The sequence below is a fragment of the Blastochloris tepida genome, assembly GCF_003966715.1.
In the GTDB taxonomy this organism is placed as follows: domain Bacteria; phylum Pseudomonadota; class Alphaproteobacteria; order Rhizobiales; family Xanthobacteraceae; genus Blastochloris; species Blastochloris tepida.
Genome location: NZ_AP018907.1, coordinates 2,821,441 through 2,839,545, shown reverse-complemented (window position 1 = coordinate 2,839,545; position 18,105 = coordinate 2,821,441). Strand labels below are relative to the sequence as shown.

Below are 18,105 nucleotides of genomic sequence, written 5' to 3'. Positions count from 1 at the left end.
AAAAAAGGGCAGCGCCCCATGGCGCGCCCTCACCGGTGGGCGATCTATTGCCGAAAGGCCGGCAACCCTGCCTCTCCTTTAGAGGAGAATTGCCGGGGAGGGAAGCCGGCCGCTGCCGTCGACAGCGCGCTGCCCACCGGCTATGCCGGCCCCATGCTCAAGCGCCTCGCCCGCCAGTTCGCCGCCTTCGCTGGGGTCGGCGCCGTCGCCACCGCCGCCCACTATGCCGTGCTGGCCCTGCTGGTGGAGGCGGCCAGCCTGCGGGCGAGCCTCGCCGCGCTCATTGGCTTCACGGTCGGCGGCGTGGTGTCCTACGTGCTCAACCGGCGCTTCACCTTCGACAGCGCGCGCAGCCATGCCGCCGCCGTGCCGCGCTTCGCGGTGGTGGCGGGGGTGGCCTTCGTGCTCACCGGCCTGCTGATGGAGGTGCTGACCACCCGCGCCGGGCTGCACTGGCTCGTGGCACAGGTCATCACCACCGGCATCGTGCTGGTGTGGACCTTCCTAGGCAACCGCTTCTGGACCTTCCGCGACGCAGCCTGACGTTGGGGGAGGGGGAGCCCTGTCCTCTCGGGCAAGGGCCGAAGGCCCGGGACCGTTTTCCGCAAAAGGGGGCATCGTCCGGACAGCGATCCCAGAACGGCGGAAGACGCGCTCACTCCTCGGCCGGCGGCAGCTCCAGCGGCACCAGCGCCGCGTCCTTGGAGCAGCGCAGCGTCAGCGAGGTCTTGACGTTCTTCACCGCCGGCGCCGCCGTCAGTTCCGCGACGAACGCCTGGAAGGTGGCGAGGTCCGGCGCCACACACTTCAGCACGAAGTCGATCTCGCCCGACAGCATCCAGCATTCACGCACCAAAGGCGCGCTGCGCACGAACGCCTCGAACGCCTTGAGGTCGGCGTCGGCCTGGCTTGCCAGATGCACCATGGCGAAGCACACCACCTCGAAGTCGAGCAGCTTCTCGTCGAGCAGCGCGCGGTAGCCGCGGATGAAGCCCGCCTCCTCCAGCGCCCGCACCCGCCGCAGGCAGGGCGGCGCCGAGATGCCGACCCGGCGCGCCAGCTCGACATTGGTCATCCGGCCGTCCGCCTGCAGCTCGGCCAGGATCCTGCGGTCGATGGCGTCGAGACGGATCGGCACGGCAACCTCGCAAGTCGAATGCTTCGGGGGAAGACCATCGGGGCAGGGGCCATAGCGCCCCATCCCGGCGGGCGGCGCGGAGCGCGCACACCGATGGTTCCGCTTCTAGCAGAGCCGGACGCCGCGCGAAACAAAATTGCGTGGCGCTCCACCTGCGGGCAAGATCCGCGCGGGCCGATGCCCGGTTGTCCCCCGCCGAACCGCTCCTCCGGAGCGGTTTCCCCTTGCGCGGGCGCGCGCGATCCGGCAAGGCCGGCATATGGCGCCCGGCATCCCTCGCGACACCACGGTCTGGATCCTCACCGACGGCAAGGCCGGCGACGAGGTGCAGTGCCTGGGGGTGGCCGCGGCCCTGGACGTCGAGCCGCAGATTCGCCGGGTTCGGCCGCGCGCGCCCTGGGTGTGGCTCGGCCCCTTCGCCCCGGTGCCGCCGGCCGACCGGCCCGACCGGGCGGGAAGCCCGATCGCCCCGCCCTTTCCCGATCTCGTCATCGCCTCGGGCCGCCGCGCCGCCCCCTATGTCCAGGCGGTCAAGCAGGCGTCGGGCGGCCGCACCTTCACGGTGATCCTGAAGGATCCGCGCCGCGGCCGCCGCGCCGCCGACTTCCTGTGGGTGCCGGCGCACGACCGGCTGCGCGGCAAGAACGTCATGGTCACGCTCACCTCGCCGCACCGGGTCTCGGCGGCGGCGCTGGCGGCCGAGCGCGCCGCCCTGCGCCCGGAGATCGCAGCCTTGCCGGGACCAAGGGTGGCGGTGCTGATCGGCGGCCCGAGCAAGGATTACCGCTATAGCGACGCCGATTCGGCCCGGCTCGGCGGCGACCTCGGCCGGCTCGCCCGCAGCGGCGCCTCGCTGATGGTGACGACCTCGCGCCGCACACCGCCGGCCGTTACGGCAATCGTCCGCGCCCAGCTCGCGCCGTTCCCGCACCTGCTCTATGATGGGCAGGGCGACAATCCCTACCTCGCCTTCCTGGCGGCGGCCGACGCGGTGGTCGCCACCGCCGATTCGGTCAACATGATCAGCGAGGCGGCGGCCACCGGCGCGCCGATCTTCGTGTTCACGCCGACCGGCGGCAGCCGCAAGATCCGCCGCTTCCTCGACGGTCTCGCCCGCCACGGCGCGCTGAAGCCGTTCGCCGGCATGCTCGACGGCACCCCCTACCAACCCCTGGACGCGACGCCGGAGATCGCCGCCGAGATCGCCCGGCGCTTTGAGGCGCACTGCGCCGCTCTGGCCCCGCCGCCCCAGCCGGAACCCGAGCCGGAGCCGGTGCCCGAATCGGAGCCGGCGCCGGAGCCTGAGACGGCGGCCGAGACCGTTCGCGATCCTGCCCCCGACCCCGAACCCCCGAGGAGCGCCGGATGACCACCCACGCCAAGCTCGTCATCATCGGTTCCGGCCCGGCCGGCTACACCGCCGCCATCTATGCGGCGCGCGCGCTGCTGCAGCCGGTGCTGATCCAGGGCCTGCAGCCCGGCGGCCAGCTCACGGTGACAACCGAGGTCGAGAACTATCCGGGCTTCGCCGAGCCGATTCAGGGCCCGGAGCTGATGGAGCAGATGCGGCTGCAGGCCGAGCGCGTCGGCACCCGCATCGTCACCGATCTGGTTGAGAGCGTGGACCTCTCGGCCCGGCCGTTTCGGCTGGTGTGCGAGTCGGGCGAGGTGTGGCTCGCCGAATCGCTGATCATCGCCACTGGCGCCCAGGCCAAGTGGCTGGGCCTGCCGTCGGAGACCGCCTTCCGCGGCTTCGGCGTGTCGGCCTGCGCCACCTGCGACGGCTTCTTCTTCCGCGGCAGGAACGTGATGGTGGTCGGCGGCGGCAATTCGGCGGTGGAGGAGGCGCTGTTCCTCACCCATTTCGCCGCCAAGGTGACGGTGGTGCACCGCCGCGACGCTTTCCGCGCCGAGAAGATCCTGCAGGAGCGGCTGTTCGCCAATCCCAAGGTCGAGGTGGTGTGGAACCACGCGGTCGAGGACATCCTGGGTGAGGCGTCGCCGTCCAGGGTGACCGCCGTGCGGCTGAAGAACGTGCTGACCGGCGAGGTCAGCGAGCGCGCCGTCGACGGGCTGTTCGTGGCCATCGGCCACGCCCCGGCCACCGCGCTGTTCGAGGGCCAGCTGAAGATGAAGCCCAACGGCTATCTGTGGGTCGCGCCCTATTCCACCGCCACCAGCGTGCCCGGCGTGTTCGCGGCCGGCGATGTCGCCGACGACGTCTACCGTCAGGCGGTGACGGCGGCGGGCATGGGCTGCATGGCGGCGCTGGAGGCCGAGCGCTTCCTGGCGGCCGAAGCCGCGCCGGCCTCGGCGGCGGCGGAGTAAATCCAGCGGACGAGCTGCGACATCGTTTCACAGGCCGGTCATCACGGAAGGCGATCGGTCAAGACACATTTTTGCATCCCACTTTTGCTGTTGTGCAGTTTATGCAAAGCTGTGCCATCATTCTGGCAGGCACGGCATGCCGCAGCAGGATCTGCGGAAAATGGTCGCTGCGCGGGCTGAGGCCGCGACAATGGACTGGGACAAGCTGAAAATCTTTCACGCGGCCGCCGAGGCCGGATCGTTCACCCATGCCGGCGAGGCGCTCGGCCTGTCGCAGTCGGCGGTCAGCCGGCAGGTGTCGGCGCTGGAGCAGGAACTGCACGTTCCGCTGTTCCACCGCCACGCCCGCGGCCTGATCCTCACCGAGCAGGGCGAACTGCTCTACCGCACCGCCCACGACGTGTTCGTCAAGCTGGAGGCGGCGCGCAGCGAGCTGACCGACAGCCGCGACCGCCCCAATGGCGAGCTCAAGGTCACCACCACCGTCGGGCTCGGCACCCATTGGCTGACGCCGCGGCTCGGCGAGTTCGCCGAGAAGTTCCCCGACATCCGCCTGACCCTGATCCTGACCGACGAGGAACTCGACCTCGCCATGCGCGAGGCCGACGTGGCGCTGCGCATGCGCCAGCCGGTGCAGGCCGATCTGGTGCAGCGCAAGCTGTTCACCGTGCATTTCCACGCCTATGCCAGCGCCGACTATCTGAAGCATCACGGCCAGCCGCGCACCTATGACGACCTCGAGCGCCACCGGCTGATCTCGTTCGGCGGGTCGATCCCGAGCTATCTGCAGAACACCAACTGGCTGGAGATCGCCGGGCGCGAGGGCCGCGAGCCGCGGCGCTCCTGGATCCGGGTCAACAACATCCTGGCGCTCAAGCAGGCGGTCGAGCGCGGGCTCGGCATCGGCATGCTGCCCGACTACATGGTCGAGGACGGCTCGGGGCTGGTGCAGCTCTTCCCCGACAATTCGCCGGGGCTTGAGGCCTATTTCGTCTATCCGCAGGAGCTGAAGTCGGTGGCCCGCGTGCAAGCGTTCCGCGACTTCCTGGTCTCCAAGGCCAGCCGCTGGAGTTTCTGAGCGCGCGGGGCGGCTGTCGTCCCGGACGGCGCGGGATGCGCAGCATCCGGCGCCGAGCCGGGACCGTTTGCCATCTCGCGTCGTCCCGGGCGAGCGTCAGCGAGACCCGGGACCGTGCGGGGAGTTTTCGCCTTTTCTGATGACGATCCCGGGTTGCTCGCGCAGCTTCGCTGCCTGCCCGGGATGACGAAGGCGCGGTCCTACATGAACAGCCGCTCGCCCGCCTTGCCCTCATAGAGGTGGGCGACGAATTCGCCATAGCCGTTGAAGATCTGCGTCGGCCGCCGCTCGCCGGTGGCGAGGTCGCGCTCGGTCGCCTGGCTCCAGCGCGGGTGCGGGACGTCCGGGTTCACATTGGCCCAGAAACCGTATTCGAACCCCTGCACCGTCTCCCAGAAGCCCTTGGGCCGCTTATCGAGGAAGGTCACGCGCACGATGCCCTTGGCCTGCTTGAAGCCGTACTTCCACGGCAGGATCGCCCGCAAGGGTGCGCCATTGGCGCGGTCGAGCGGTTTGCCATAGGCGCCGGTGCCGATCAGCGCCAGTTCGTTCACGCACTCCTCGATGGTGAAGGCGTCGGTATAGGGCCACGGATACCAGCTCTGGCGATGGCCCGGCGCCACCGGCGAATTGCCGAAGGTCTCGAAGCGCACATAGCGCGCCGACGACAGCGGCTTGGCGAACGCGATCAGCTTGGCCATCGGAAAGCCGGTCCACGGCACGGCGATCCACCACGCCTCGACGCAGCGGTGGCGATAGGTGCGCTCCTCCAGCGCGAAGCGGCGGATCAGCGTGTCGATGTCGACGGTCGTCTCGGCCTCGACCAGTCCGTCGATCGTCACCGTCCACGGCCGGATGTCGAGGCGCTGAGCGAGGCGCGAGGCCGTCGGCTTGTCGGAGGAGAACTCGTAGTAATTGACGTTGCCGACCACCAGCGGCTCGGGCGTCAGCGGCCGGTCGAGCGTGTAGGCGGGGTTGCGCGCCACCGGGTAGAGATCGGCGGTGGGGTCGGCGGCGTGCGGGGGTGGCGGCTCGCTGCGGAACACGTCGAGCCAGTCGGCCGCCGCCGGCGTGGCGATCGCCGCGCCGGAAAGCCCGGCCAGGATGGCGCGTCGGTTGAGATAGACGTGTTCGGGCGCCGCCGCGCTGTCGGGCAACGCCCAACCGCGCCTGCGGTGGATCGCCGGCCGGCCGATGGAATTCGCCATGGTGCCTCCCGGGGGGAAGAGGACCGCTCCATTCCGCCCGAAATGCCGGCCGAGGCAAGTCACGAATGGGCGATGGAGAAGTACGGCGGTGAGTGAACATCGGCGATGCCGCCGGTCGTTCCCGGCGACCGCCGTCAGGCGGTCGGGAAGGGAACCCATAACCGTTTCCGCCGAAATGGATGGCGGGTGGGCGATACGGTTTCCGGTTGATCTCTTCGGAATACCGGAAACCGTATGAAGGCGAATGCGGCGCCGCGTCCCGTGGGTCCCCTTCCCTCGCGCGGCCAAGCCGCGCTCGCCGGGGACGACCGGCGTGGTTTCCGTACATCCTCTGTCATCCCGGGCAAGCGGCGTCAGCCGCGCGAGCAACTGTCATGCGGTTTTGGGGTCTCGCCAGGGTTTGTTGTCTCGAATCATGGCGTTGAGGATGGTCAGGAGCTTTCGGGCGATGGCGATGAGGGCGACCTTGGCGGGTTTTCCGCGGGCTTTGAGGTCGGCGTAGAGCTGTTTGGCCCACGGGTTCCAGTGGATGGCGGCGAAGGCGGCGAGATAGCAGGCGCGCTTGAGCGCGCGGCGTCCGGCCTCGATATGGGCCGGCCGCCGCGCTTTGCCGCTGTCGTTGCGATAGGGTGCGCAGCCGCCGATGGCACCGGCTTGGCGGGGGCTGAACTGGCCGAGTTCGGGAGCTTCTGCGAGCAGGACGCGGGCCGTCTTGTTGGCGATCCCCGGCACCGAGGTGATGATCTTGGCCTTGGCGTCCATCGCCGGATCGGCGGCGATCAACGCCTCGATGGCCTGTTCGGCCGCGGCGACGGTCTCGCGCAGGGCGGCGATTTCGGCATCGAGCCGGGCGGTGATGGCCGCCAGGGTGGGGTGGGCCTTGCGGTTCTCGAGGCGGCGGATGTCGGCCTCGGCGCGGGTGATTTCGCGCACCCAGGCGGTCAGGTCGCTCTGCGCTTGCGAGGGCTCCGGGAACGGCCGGCAGGGGTGATGCAGCATGAAGGCGCGGATGATGCGGGCGTCGAGCGGATCGCTCTTGGCGCGCTGGCCGCAGGCCTTGGCGAACTGGCGGCAGCGCCAGCTGTCGACCTGCAGCACGGTGAGGCCGGCCTCGCGCAGCACCGCGACCGCCAGGCGTTCATAGCCGCCGGTCGGCTCCAGGCCGGCGGTGGTGAGCCCGGCCTTCACCAGGCGCCTGGCCAAGCGCTGGAGAGCCGCGGGGGTGTTATCGACGCGCTCGACCTTGGTGTCGTCGAAGGCGATGTCGAGCCAGTCCTTGGAGACATCGATGCCCACAAGGTGGGTGGCAAACGGCGTCGGGTGTGGCAGCATGGCAAGCATCCCAGGCTTGGAAGCGGGGTCAAAAGCCCCGTGCAACTGTTCGGGTTGGCTTGGGACGGACGGCCGCTTCTGCTCGCGACGGCCTCGAAGGCTCACCCGGGATACGGCGTGCCGCCCGCACCGGCTCGGGGTGGCCACCCCGAGCCGGTGCACCCATCAAAGCACAGTTCGCCGTTCCAACCCGGGATCGCTTTCAGGACGGGGCTTTTCCGGATGACGCTCCCGGGTCTCGGCTATCGCCTCGTCCGGGACGACGAGGCCCAAAAAGACGCTTCCGGCTCTTGTTGCCGGTCGTCAGGAACGCCGAGAGACGGACGGCCGCGACGACGGCCGCCCATCGCCCTTACGGTCTCACGCTGCGGCGGCCTTCTTCGCCGCGATCACCTGATCGGCGGCGCGGCCCACCAGCTCGGCCATATGGTCGAAGCGGGTGATGAAGGTGCCGACACCGGCGGTGGCCGAGCGCAGCTCGACGATCAGGTCGCCGATCTCGGCTTCCGGCATTTCGGCCCGCACCACGTCCCAGCCCGGCCAGCCGTCGCGCGCCTCGAAGCCGAGGATCTGGCCGCGCCGTCCGGACAGGATGGCGTTGACCTTGGCGGTGGCGTCGCTGGGGCAGAACACGTCGACGTGGTGGATCGGCTCCAGCAGCACCGGCTGGCAGTTGGGCAGCGCCTCATGGATGCCGATGCGGCCGGCGGTGCGGAACGCCATGTCGGACGAATCGACGGTGTGGTAGGAGCCGTCGATCAGCGTCACCGACACGTCGACCACCGGGAAGCCGAGCGGGCCTTCCTTAAGGCCGTCCTTCACGCCCTCCTCGATCGAGGGGATGTACTGGCGCGGCACCACGCCGCCGGTGATCTTCTCGGCGAACTGGAAGCCCGAGGAGCGCGGCAGCGGCTGGATGTCGAGCACGCAGTCGCCGAACTGGCCGTGGCCGCCCGACTGCTTCTTGTGGCGGCCGCGCTGCACCACGCCCTTGCGGATGGTCTCGCGATAGCCGACCCGCGGCGGATGGGTCGCAATCTGGATCTGGAAGCGGTCCTGCAGCCGCTCGATGGCGACGCGCAGCTGCATCTCGCCCTGGCCGTGCAGCACGATCTCGCTTTGCTCGGCATTGTGCACCAGCACCAGCGAAGGATCCTCCTCCAGCAGCTTGTGCAACGCCTGACCGAGCTTGACGTCGTCCTTGCGGTCGCGCGCGGCGATGGCGATGGCCAGCACCGGCGGCACCGGCGCGATCTCGACCAGCGGCGCCAGCGGCGCCTTGCCCGAGGTGATTGTGTCGCCGGTCACCACCGGGTCGAGCTTGCCGAGCGCCACGGTCTCGCCGGCGGTGGCCGGCCCGCGCTTCTCGATATGCTGGCCGTGCAGCTTGAACACGCCGGAGACGCGGGCGGCCTCGCCCTTGGCGCCCATCAGCATGGTGCCGTCGGCGACCTGGCCGCTGAGCACGCGCACGATCGACATCTTGCCGCCATGGCTGGTGTGCAGCGTCTTCTGCACATAGCCGACCGCGTCGCTGCCATTGGCGGGGGCGCCGAGCCGCTTCAGCGTGTCGTCGAGGCCGCAGACCTCGTGGCGCAGCGCCTTCAGCAGGCGCTGGATGCCGTTGCCGTGCAGGGCCGAGCCCAGCAGCACCGGCGTCACCTGTCCCTCGCGCAGCTCCTTGGCGAGGTCGTCGAACACGCGGTCGCGCGGCGGCTCGATCTCCTCGAGCAACTGCTCCATCAGCGCGTCGTCGTGGTCGGCCAGCGTCTCCAGCATCTGGAAGCGCGCTTCCTTCTCGCGCATCAGGTCGTCGCCTTCGAGCGGCACCACCTGCGAGGCCGAATGCTCGCGATAGACGAACGCCCGCTCCAGCGCGAGGTCGACATAGCCGACGACGATGCCGTCCCGCCAGATCGGGATCTGGCGCAGCAGCAGCGGCAGGCGGCTCGCCGGCTGCAGCACCGCGAGCGTCTCCTGGACGCGCTTGTCCGCCTTGTCGATCTTGTTGAGGAACAGCATGTGCGGCACGCCGAGTTCCTCGATCTCGCGCAGCACCATGGAGAGTTGCGGCAGCTTGCGCTCGTCGGCCTCGCACACCACGATCGCCGCATCGACCGCCGGCAGGGCGGCGCGCATGTCGTGCAGGAACTCCACCGACCCGGGACAGTCGATGAAGGTGTAGCTCTCGTTCAGGAAGGCGGTGGAGGCGACGCTGACCTCCACGCTCATCTTGTGGAGGCGGGATTCCTTGGAGCCGTCACCGACGGTTGAGCCGGTGTCGACCGAGCCCTGGCGCTGGATGGCGCCGGTTCGGGCCAGGATCGCTTCGAGCAGCGTCGTCTTGCCGCTCTGGAACGGCCCCACCACTGCAATGCATCTGGGGCTCTTCGTTCCGTTGTTGCCATTGTTCGACATGTGAACCACCTCCGCTGCCCGCCAGGAACCGATGAAGCGGCGGGCTAGGCGCCTAAAACTGCGTCGGGGGGTGCTATCGTTTCAGGCTGTCGCGGCCGGTGCAAGCGGACCTCTCCGCACCGTGGCGGCGGGCAAACACTTAGTCGCGCACCAGAACCGGCCATGCCGGAGGTCGAAGGGGACCGGAGTCGGCTCCGTGCCGAAAGCAAAGAACCCGCCTTGCGGCGGGTTCCTCGAATCGTGGCGTCTTGCGGAAGACTGGCGCCGGGCCGGTCAACGCAGCTCGAGGTCGGCGACGCCGAGCGCGATGTTGAGGCCGAGCGAGCCCTCGACGCTGAGCGGCTGCAGCGAGATCGTCTTGTTGGAGCCGCCGAGCAGCACATTGGCGCCGACGCCGGCGCCGACCGTCGCCTGACCGGAGACGCCGGCATAGTCGCCCACGAGGTCGCCGCGGCCGATATTGACGGTGGGCGCGAACACGCTCCACACCATCACCGTCCGCTCGGTGACGCCCAGGTCGAGCCCGAACCGGCGGATGGTGCCGACATACTTCTCGGGCTGCGCCTTGACCCTCGGGTTCGGCCGGAAGGTGCAGGTGACGTCGCGAATCGAGCCGACGATGAAGCCGGTCGCGCCGGTGGAGACGCATTCGAGCACGCCGACCTCGGCCCGCGACTGGGCGAGCGCGGCCGACGGCGCGGCAAGCTGGGACAGAGCGAGAACCGCGCCCGCCACGGCGGCAGGGGTGAGACGACGCAGCATGGGAAGCCTCCTGAAAACGGCGCCGCTGGGTGGATGAATGCGCGGCAGGGTTGGACTTTCGCCATTCGGCGGCTGCGGTCAAGCCCGCGCCGCCGGCCTGTTACGTCAGCGACGCCGCGAAGCGCTGGATGCGCCGGCAGGCCTCCTCCAGCTTCTCGTCGGAGGTGGCGTACGACACCCGGAAGTTCGGCCCGAGCCCGAACGAGGAGCCGTGCACGGTGGCCACGCCCTCGGTGGCGAGAAGCTCCATCACGAAGTCCTCGTCCGTGGCGATCACCTTGCCGCCGGGAGTCTTCTTGCCGATCAGCCCGGCGCAGGACGGATAGACGTAGAACGCGCCCTCCGGGGTCGGGCACTTGAGGCCGGTGGCCTGGTTCAGCATCGACACTGCGAGGTCGCGGCGGCGCTGGAAGGCGGTCTTGAACCGCGGAATGCAGTCCTGCGGGCCGGACAGGGCCTCGACCGCCGCCCATTGCGAGATGGTCGAGGTACCCGAGGTCTGCTGGCCCTGGATCAGGTCCATCGCCTTGATCAGCCGCTCGGGCGCGCCGGCATAGCCGATGCGCCAGCCGGTCATCGCATAGGTCTTGGAGACGCCGTTCATGGTCAGCGTCCGGTCGTAGAGGCCGGGCTCGACCTGGGCGGCGGTGACGAACTCGAAATCGCCGTAGGTCAGGTGCTCGTAGATGTCGTCCGACAGCACCCACACCTGCGGGTGGCGCATCAGCACGTCGGTGAGCGCCTTCAGCTCGGCGCGGCTGTAGGCGGCGCCGGACGGGTTCGACGGCGAATTCAGGATGATCCACTTGGTGCGCGGGGTGATGACGCGCTCGAGATCCTCGGGCTGGAGGCGGAAATCGTGCGCCTGCGTCGCCGACACGATCACCGGGGTGCCGCCGCACAGCGCCACCATCTCGGGATAGCTCACCCAATAGGGCGCGACGCAGATCACCTCGTCGCCGGGGTTCAGCGTCGCCATCAGGGCGTTGAAGATGACGTGCTTGCCGCCGGTGCCGACGATGACCTGGCTCGGCTTGTAGTCGAGCCCGTTCTCGCGCTTGAACTTCTGCGACACCGCCTCGCGCAGCTCGGGAATGCCCGGCACCGGCGAATACTTGGTCTCGCCGCGGCGGATGGCGGCGATCGCCGCCTCCTTGATGTTGTCGGGCGTGTCGAAATCCGGCTCGCCGACCGACAGCGAGATGACGTCCTTGCCCTTTGCCTTCAGCTCCCGCGCCATCTGGGTCAGCATGATGGTGGCGGACGGCTTGATGCGCGACAGACTGTCGGCGAGGAAGCCCATGGCGGCACTCCTGCAAGGCTGGGGGAAAGGGATTTGGCGACGCCCGTCCGGTGCTTCACCGCAACCGGCGCGAACCAGCATCCCTAGTCTCAGCCGCAGGGGCAGGCAAGGAAAACCCTCACCAAATCCGCCGGCCGGCGCCGAAACGATCCCGGTCGAGGTGGCGGGCCGGGACGACCGGGCAGGGTGAGGCTGGGCAGGGGGGTGGGCCGGAATGCCGGGGAAATCAACTGGTCCGGCGGCGGACCACCGGCGCCGTCTGCGCCCCGGAATCCGCTCGCGTTGGTTGTAAAACCAGTCCGGACGGTTGACGGAATTGCCGGTCTTTCGCGGCAAGACGTGTCGAGACTCGACCCGTGCCGTTGGATGCTACCGGCAGGATCAGGCATTCATGGCAATTTTGTGTATCGCCGGCCCGGCGAACTGCCGGCCGCGCGAGGTTGTATTTCCGCGAATAAAAACTATTCATGCCATTAATTTCTCGTTTACATTAATTTCCGAATAATATGATCATGTACTCGATGTTAAGCGCCGGGGCGGATCATGCCGCTGCACGGGAGCATGACACGGCATTCGCTGATGAGACGGCGCCTCAAACATCTGCCGCGGCTTGTAGCCAAACGACTGGCCAACTGGCGCAGTTCGGCCGTCTTCGGCCTGGCGCTCATCGTCATGCTGTGGGCCGGCATCTTCCTGAAATATTCCGACGACCTGCGCAGCGATCTGCGCGAGGCCGTCCGCACCAACGAAAACTTCTCGATGGTGTTCGAGGAGAACGTGCTGCGCTCGATCGGCGAGATCGACAAGGCGCTCCTTTACCTCCGCCGCACCATCGAGACCCGCAAGGACACCACCGATTTCCACACCATCGTCAGCACCACCGACGTACTGAGCGAGATCATCGTTCAGGTTGCGATCATCGATGCCAACGGCATCATGCGCGCCTCCAATGCCGGACCGCAGCCCGCGCCGCCGCTCGATCTCAGCGACCGCGAGCATTACCGCGTCCACCTCAACAGTCCCGAGGACCGGCTGTTCATCAGCAAGCCGGTCGTCGGCCGCGTCAGCCGGCAGTGGTCGGTCCAAGTCACGCGGCGCTTTCTCAACAGCGACGGCTCGCTCGGCGGCGTGGTCGTGGCCTCGCTGAAGCCGGAGCATCTGACCAATTTCTACAACAAGATCGATTTCGGCTCGTCGGTGTCGATCGCGCTGGTGGGCAATGACGGCATCGTGCGCTCCTCCGGCGGCAGCGCCGACGGGTTCGCGCTCGGCGAGGATCTGAACGGCACCCGGTTCGTGTCTCTCGCCCGCAGCGCCGGGATGGTCACCTTCGAGGAGACCGATTCCGCCTCCGGCAACCGGCGCCTCGTCACCTTCCGCCACGTCCGCGGCCAGCCGCTGTGGATGAGCGTCAGCACCGATCTGCGCGCCGTCTATGCCGGCTCGGCCGCCAATCTGCGGCTGAACGCCATTGTCGGCCTCGTGCTGACGGTGCTGATCCTCATCGCCGTGCGGAACATCCTGCAGGCCGAGGCCAAGGCCCGCCAGAAGGCCGAGCAGCTGCATCTGACCCTGGAGAACATGAGCCAGGGCATCATGCTGATCACCAAGGATCTCGAGATCCCGATCATCAACGCCAAGTGCGGCGAGCTGCTCGATCTGCCGCCGCAGTTCATCAAGACGCCGCCGCGCTTCGACGAGCTGATGGCCTATCAGGCCCGCAACAGCGCCCTGCATCCGGCGGCCGCGCATGGCGGCCTGGAGGCAGGCGAGGGCGGCCAGCCTTGGGCGTCGCCCCATTGCGCGATCTCCGAGCGGCGGATGGCCAACGGCACGGTCATCGAGATCCGCAGCGCGCCGCTGCCGGATGGCGGCCTCGTGCAGACCTTCACCGACATCACCAAGCGGCGCGAGGCGGAAACCCACGTCGCCCGCCTCGCCTCGGAAGACCCGCTGACCAACCTGCCCAACCGCCGCGTCTTCCGCGCCCGGCTGGAGGAGATCTGCAGCGCCTACGCCACGCTGCGCGACGATCCCGAGGCGCCGGGCTTCGCCGTGATGTTCCTCGATCTCGACCGCTTCAAGGTGATCAACGACACGCTCGGCCACCGCATCGGCGATCTGCTGCTGCAGGAGGTCGGCGGCCGGCTGAAGCAGGTGGTCGAGCCCGGCGTGCTGCTGGCGCGGCTCGGCGGCGACGAGTTCTCGATCCTGGTGCCCGCGGCCGGTTCGCGCGCCGAGGTCGGCGATATGGCGCAGCGCCTGCTCGACTGCATCGGCCCGCCCTTCGACATCGACGGCTACAAGGTGCGCACCGGCGCCAGCATCGGCATCGCCATGGGCCCCGGCGACGGGCGCAATGTCGACGATCTGCTGGTGGCCGCCGATCTCGCGCTCTATGCGGTGAAGGCCGACAGCCGCGGCACCTTCCGCTTCTACAGCCACGCCATGAGCACCGAGCTCAACGACCGGCGCGAGATCGAGACCGATCTGCGCACCGCCATCGAGCGCGGCGAGCTGGAGCTGCACTACCAGCCGATCATCGATCTGCAGGACGATTGCGTGGCCGGCTTCGAGGCGCTGGCCCGCTGGCGCCACCCGGTCAAGGGCCTCATCCCGCCGGGCCTGTTCATCCCGGTCGCCGAGGACACCGGACTGATCATGCCGATCGGCGAATGGGCGCTCGACGCCGCCTGCCGCGAGGCCGCCCGCTGGCCCGGCGAGCTCAAGATCGCCGTCAACCTGTCGCCGGTGCAGCTGCTCGCCCCCGATCTCGGCGAGCGGATCGAGCACCTGCTGGCCGCAACCGGGCTGGCGCCGCACCGCCTGGAGCTCGAAATCACCGAGCAGATCGTGCTCGAGGACAATGAGAACACCATCGCCACCCTGCGCCGGCTGAAGGCGCTCGGCGTGCGCATCGCCATGGACGATTTCGGGACCGGCTATTCGTCCCTGAGCTATCTGCGCACCTTCCCCTTCGACAAGGTGAAGATCGACCGCTCCTTCGTCGCCGATCTGGTGCACGGCACCGACCGCGTGGTCATCGTGCAGGCGGTGGTGTCGATCGCCCGCGCGCTCGGCATGACCACCACCGCCGAGGGCGTCGAGTCCGACTATCAGTGCGAGTTCCTGGCGGCGCTGGGCTGCGACGAGGCGCAGGGCTTCCTGTTCTCCGGCGCCGTGCCGGCCGACGAGATCGCCGGCATCATCGAGAAATGGGGCCTGTCGAAGGCGGCGGGCGGATAATACGGTTTCCGGCGCTCCAACTTTTTGAGTTATCGCATTCTCGTTCGCAAGGCTGGTGCCCACGACCGGTGCGCACTTTTGCGGAAAATGCTCTGGAGGCCGGAGGCGCTGAAGCGGCTGGCCGGAAACGTGGCGAGGCATACGTCGAGACACACGGCGAGGCGGGATGCAGACGACGGGCGCCGGGGCGTTCCGCGCTCCCCCACCCCCGACCCCTCCCCACCATTCACTGCGTTCATGGGGGGAGGGGAGAAAAGGGGCGCCTCTTCTCCCCTCCCCCCGCGAGCTTTGCGAGCGGTGGGGAGGGGTCGGGGGTGGGGGGCTTCGCGGGGACGGGTCGAACGTCCGGCCGCCATATTCCGTTTCCCACGCCAGGGTCGGCGGCAACTTCCGCGTCACGTCGCGCGACCGACGCGACAACGCCATCCGCGTCCGGCAGGATGCGGCATGACCGAAACGCCCCCGACACTTGCTCCGACAACCCTTGCTCCGACCCTCGCCGGCCTGACCCGCGCCTTCCTCGCCGTCGGCATCCTGTCGTTCGGCGGGCCGGCGGCGCAGATCGCGCTGATGCACCGGCTGGCGGTCGAGGACCGGGGCTGGCTCGACGAGGGACAATTCCTGCGGGCGCTGAACTTCTGCATGCTTCTGCCCGGTCCCGAGGCGCAGCAACTCGCCACCTATATCGGCTGGCGGCTCAAGGGCTGGCGCGGCGGCGTCATTGCCGGCGGACTGTTCGTGCTGCCGGGCGCGCTGGTGATGCTGGCGCTGAGCGTCGCCTATGTGCTGTTCGCCACCTCGCCGCTGATCGGCGGGCTGTTCTTCGGCATCAAGGCGGCGGTGCTGGCGATCGTGCTGGAGGCGCTGATCCGCATCTCGCGCCGCGTGCTGAAGCAGCGTCAGGCGCAGGCGGTGGCCGTGGCCGCGCTGCTGGCGGTGGGGCTGTTCGCGCTGCCGTTTCCGTTGGTGGTGGCCGGCGCGGCACTGGCCGGCGCCCTGCTGTTCGCCGCCGCGGCCGAGGCGCCGCCGGCCGCGGCGCGGCCCGCGGCTGCGGGCCTGTGGCCTGCCGCCATCGCCGCGCTGCTGTGGCTTGCGCCGCTCGGCCTGATCGCCGCGACGCTCGGCCCCGGCCACGTGCTGTTCGAGATCGGGGCGTTCTTCGCCAAGCTGGCGGTTGTGACGTTCGGCGGCGCCTACGCCATTCTCGCCTATCTCGCCGAGCAGGCGGTCGGGCGCGGCTGGGCGAGCCCTGCCGACATGCTGACCGGGCTCGGCCTTGCCGAGACCACGCCGGGGCCGCTGATCCTGGTGACGCAGTTCGCGGGCTTCCTCGGCGCCTACCGGGCGCCCGAGCCGTTCGCGCCGCTCGCCGCCGGCCTGCTCGGCGCCGCCGTCACCACCTGGGTGACGTTCGCGCCGTCCTTCCTGTGGATCTTCGCCGGTGCGCCATGGCTGGAGACGCTGCAGGCCAACCGCCGGCTGGCGGCGGCGCTCCAGGGCATCACCGCGGCGGTGGTGGGGGTGATGGCGCACCTCGCGGCGTGGTTCGCGCTGCACGCGCTGTTCGCGGCCGTCGAGACCGTCCGGCTTGGTCCGGTCCGGCTGCTGGTGCCGGACCCGGCGAGCTTCGACGTGCGGGCGGCCGTGCTCGCCGCCATCGCCATGGCGCTGGTGTTCGTGGCGCGACGCGGTCTGGTCGCCACCGTGGCGATCATGGCCGGGCTCGGCGTGCTTGCCAGCCTAATCTGATACCGCGACCGGCTTGATCGTCGGGGGCACCGGCTCGTCGTCGGCGTCCTCGGCGTCGTCCTCGTGCTCGTGCGATTCGGTGCCGAGCCGGGCGGCGAGGTTCTTCTCGATCCGGCGCAGCAGCTTGCGCAGCCGCTTCCGGTCCTTGCCGTCCAGCCCCTCGACCATTTCCTGCTCAAGCGCATGCCAGATGCCGTCGATGGCGTCGGCGCGCGCGCGTCCCGCCTCGGTCAGGTGGACGCGCACCAGCCGGCCGTCGCCGTTCGAGGCCCGGCGCTCGACCAGCCCCTGCACGGCGAGGCGGGCGATGGTCTTGGAGGCGGTGGGCGGGCGCACCCGCAGCGCGCCGGCAAGATCGCCCATGGTGCGGCCGTCGCCCTCGGCCAGGAGCTTCAGCACCGTCTCCTGGCCGGGAAACAGGCCGAGGCCGGCCAACAGGCGGGCGGCGCGCGCCCGCTGCAGCCGGGCCGTGTGATTGAGCCGGTAGCCGACTGTCTTGGTGTAGACGTCCTTGGCGCTGCCGTCCTTCATCGCCCAGCTCCCGCCAAATCCTTGCCGGCATCGCCGGCACGGTCAACTCACAGCCATCTTGCAGTCAATTCTTGCAGCCATTCGACGCAGTCTGCCAACCGGATAGTTTCCGCGACTTCGTGAAATCTGTATGTCGGCGAAGAAAATGCGCGCGCAAAAAGGAGTCGGAGCATGCCGATGCCGCCCCGGCGGTGGTGGACGGACCTGACGTGGCCCGAGATCGCGGCCGGCGAGACCGCGCGCTGGATTGCCGTGCTGCCGCTGGCCGCGGTCGAGCAGCACGGGCCGCATCTGCCGCTCGGCACCGACGCCGCCATCGCCGAGGGCTATCTGGCGCGGGTGGCCGAGCTCTCGCCGGACGACCTGCCGGCGGTGCTGCTGCCGGTGCAGGCGATCGGCATCTCGCCCGAGCATCTCGCCTTTCCCGGCACGCTGAGTCTGGCGCCGGCCACCGCGCTGGCCGGCTGGCAGGCCATCGGCGCGGCACTTCACCGCGCCGGCCTGCGCAAGCTCGTCATCGTCACCAGCCATGGCGGCAATGTCGCCGCCGCCGACCTGCTGGCACGCGACCTGCGGGCACGGCACGGTATGCTCGCCGTCACCTGCTCCTGGCACAAGCTCGGCTATCCCGAGGGGCTGTTCGGCGCGCACGAGGTGCGCTTCGGCATCCATGGCGGCGAGATCGAGACCTCGCTGATGCTGGCGTTCCGGCCCGATCTGGTGCGCATGGAGCTGGCGCGGGAGTTCGCCTCGCACGCCGAGGACATGGAGACGCGCTTCGCCCGGCTGCGGGCGACGAGCCCGGTCGGCTTCGGCTGGATGGCGCAGGATCTCAATGCCGCGGGCGTGGTCGGCAACGCCGCCGCCGCGACGGCGGAGAAGGGCCGCGCCGCGGCGGATCACGGCGCGCGCGCCTTCATCGCGCTGTTGCGCGACGTCGAGGCCTTCGACATGACGGCGCTGGCGGCGGGGCCGCTCGGCGGCGGGGAGGGGGCCGGCTGACCCCCAACCG

At 69.4% G+C, this 18,105-nt stretch carries 14 protein-coding genes; 7 read left to right on the top strand and 7 right to left on the bottom strand.

The annotated features are described in order from the left end of the window. Positions 1-18 precede the first annotated feature (18 nt). Positions 19-543, top strand: a complete 525-nt coding sequence (locus tag BLTE_RS12895; protein ID WP_244599990.1) for a GtrA family protein — start codon at positions 19-21, stop codon at positions 541-543. 112 nt (positions 544-655) lie between these two features. On the opposite strand, the gene BLTE_RS12890 is transcribed toward BLTE_RS12895, so the two are convergent. Next, entirely contained in the window at positions 656-1,138 is a 483-nt protein-coding gene (locus tag BLTE_RS12890; RefSeq protein WP_126401083.1) for an Lrp/AsnC family transcriptional regulator, read from the bottom strand. A gap of 259 nt (positions 1,139-1,397) precedes the next feature. On the opposite strand from BLTE_RS12890, the gene BLTE_RS12885 reads away from it, so the two are divergent. From BLTE_RS12885 to BLTE_RS12875, 3 genes are all read left to right on the top strand, one after another. Continuing rightward, complete coding sequence (locus BLTE_RS12885; protein ID WP_126401082.1) at positions 1,398-2,507, top strand: mitochondrial fission ELM1 family protein; 1,110 nt, start codon at positions 1,398-1,400, stop codon at positions 2,505-2,507. Beyond that, positions 2,504-3,466, top strand: coding sequence for a thioredoxin-disulfide reductase (gene trxB / locus BLTE_RS12880; protein ID WP_126401081.1), 963 nt, complete (start codon positions 2,504-2,506; stop codon positions 3,464-3,466). Before BLTE_RS12885 ends, trxB begins: the two co-directional genes overlap by 4 nt. 190 nt (positions 3,467-3,656) lie before the next feature. Continuing rightward, positions 3,657-4,544, top strand: coding sequence for a LysR family transcriptional regulator (locus BLTE_RS12875; protein ID WP_126401080.1), 888 nt, complete (start codon positions 3,657-3,659; stop codon positions 4,542-4,544). A gap of 200 nt (positions 4,545-4,744) precedes the next feature. Here BLTE_RS12875 and msrP read toward each other — a convergent pair whose 3' ends face one another. The 5 genes from msrP to BLTE_RS12850 all read right to left on the bottom strand — a co-directional run bounded on the left by msrP (position 4,745) and on the right by BLTE_RS12850 (position 11,567). Continuing rightward, complete coding sequence (gene msrP / locus BLTE_RS12870) at positions 4,745-5,752, bottom strand: protein-methionine-sulfoxide reductase catalytic subunit MsrP (protein ID WP_126401079.1); 1,008 nt, start codon at positions 5,750-5,752, stop codon at positions 4,745-4,747. Between the two features lie 372 nt (positions 5,753-6,124). Next, positions 6,125-7,093, bottom strand: a complete 969-nt coding sequence (locus tag BLTE_RS12865; protein WP_126399672.1) for an IS110 family RNA-guided transposase — start codon at positions 7,091-7,093, stop codon at positions 6,125-6,127. Positions 7,094-7,444: 351 nt separating this feature from the next. Then, entirely contained in the window at positions 7,445-9,502 is a 2,058-nt protein-coding gene (locus tag BLTE_RS12860) for an elongation factor G (RefSeq protein WP_126401078.1), read from the bottom strand. A 273-nt stretch (positions 9,503-9,775) separates the two neighbouring features. Further along, positions 9,776-10,264 (bottom strand): DUF992 domain-containing protein, encoded by a 489-nt coding sequence (locus BLTE_RS12855; RefSeq protein ID WP_126401077.1) that lies wholly within the window; start codon positions 10,262-10,264, stop codon positions 9,776-9,778. Between the two features lie 100 nt (positions 10,265-10,364). Further along, positions 10,365-11,567, bottom strand: coding sequence for a pyridoxal phosphate-dependent aminotransferase (locus BLTE_RS12850; RefSeq protein WP_126401076.1), 1,203 nt, complete (start codon positions 11,565-11,567; stop codon positions 10,365-10,367). Positions 11,568-12,146: 579 nt separating this feature from the next. Between BLTE_RS12850 and BLTE_RS12845 the strand changes: the two genes are divergently transcribed. After that, positions 12,147-14,813 (top strand): bifunctional diguanylate cyclase/phosphodiesterase, encoded by a 2,667-nt coding sequence (locus BLTE_RS12845; protein ID WP_126401075.1) that lies wholly within the window; start codon positions 12,147-12,149, stop codon positions 14,811-14,813. A gap of 447 nt (positions 14,814-15,260) precedes the next feature. Further along, positions 15,261-16,562, top strand: coding sequence for a chromate efflux transporter (gene chrA / locus BLTE_RS12840; protein WP_126401074.1), 1,302 nt, complete (start codon positions 15,261-15,263; stop codon positions 16,560-16,562). Here chrA and BLTE_RS12835 read toward each other — a convergent pair. Continuing rightward, entirely contained in the window at positions 16,554-17,093 is a 540-nt protein-coding gene (locus BLTE_RS12835) for a MarR family winged helix-turn-helix transcriptional regulator (protein ID WP_126401073.1), read from the bottom strand. The two genes, chrA and BLTE_RS12835, sit on opposite strands and share 9 nt — an antisense overlap. Before the next feature lie 177 nt (positions 17,094-17,270). On the opposite strand from BLTE_RS12835, the gene BLTE_RS12830 reads away from it, so the two are divergent. Beyond that, complete coding sequence (locus tag BLTE_RS12830; RefSeq protein ID WP_126402197.1) at positions 17,271-18,095, top strand: creatininase family protein; 825 nt, start codon at positions 17,271-17,273, stop codon at positions 18,093-18,095. The last annotated feature ends 10 nt before the right edge of the window (positions 18,096-18,105 follow it).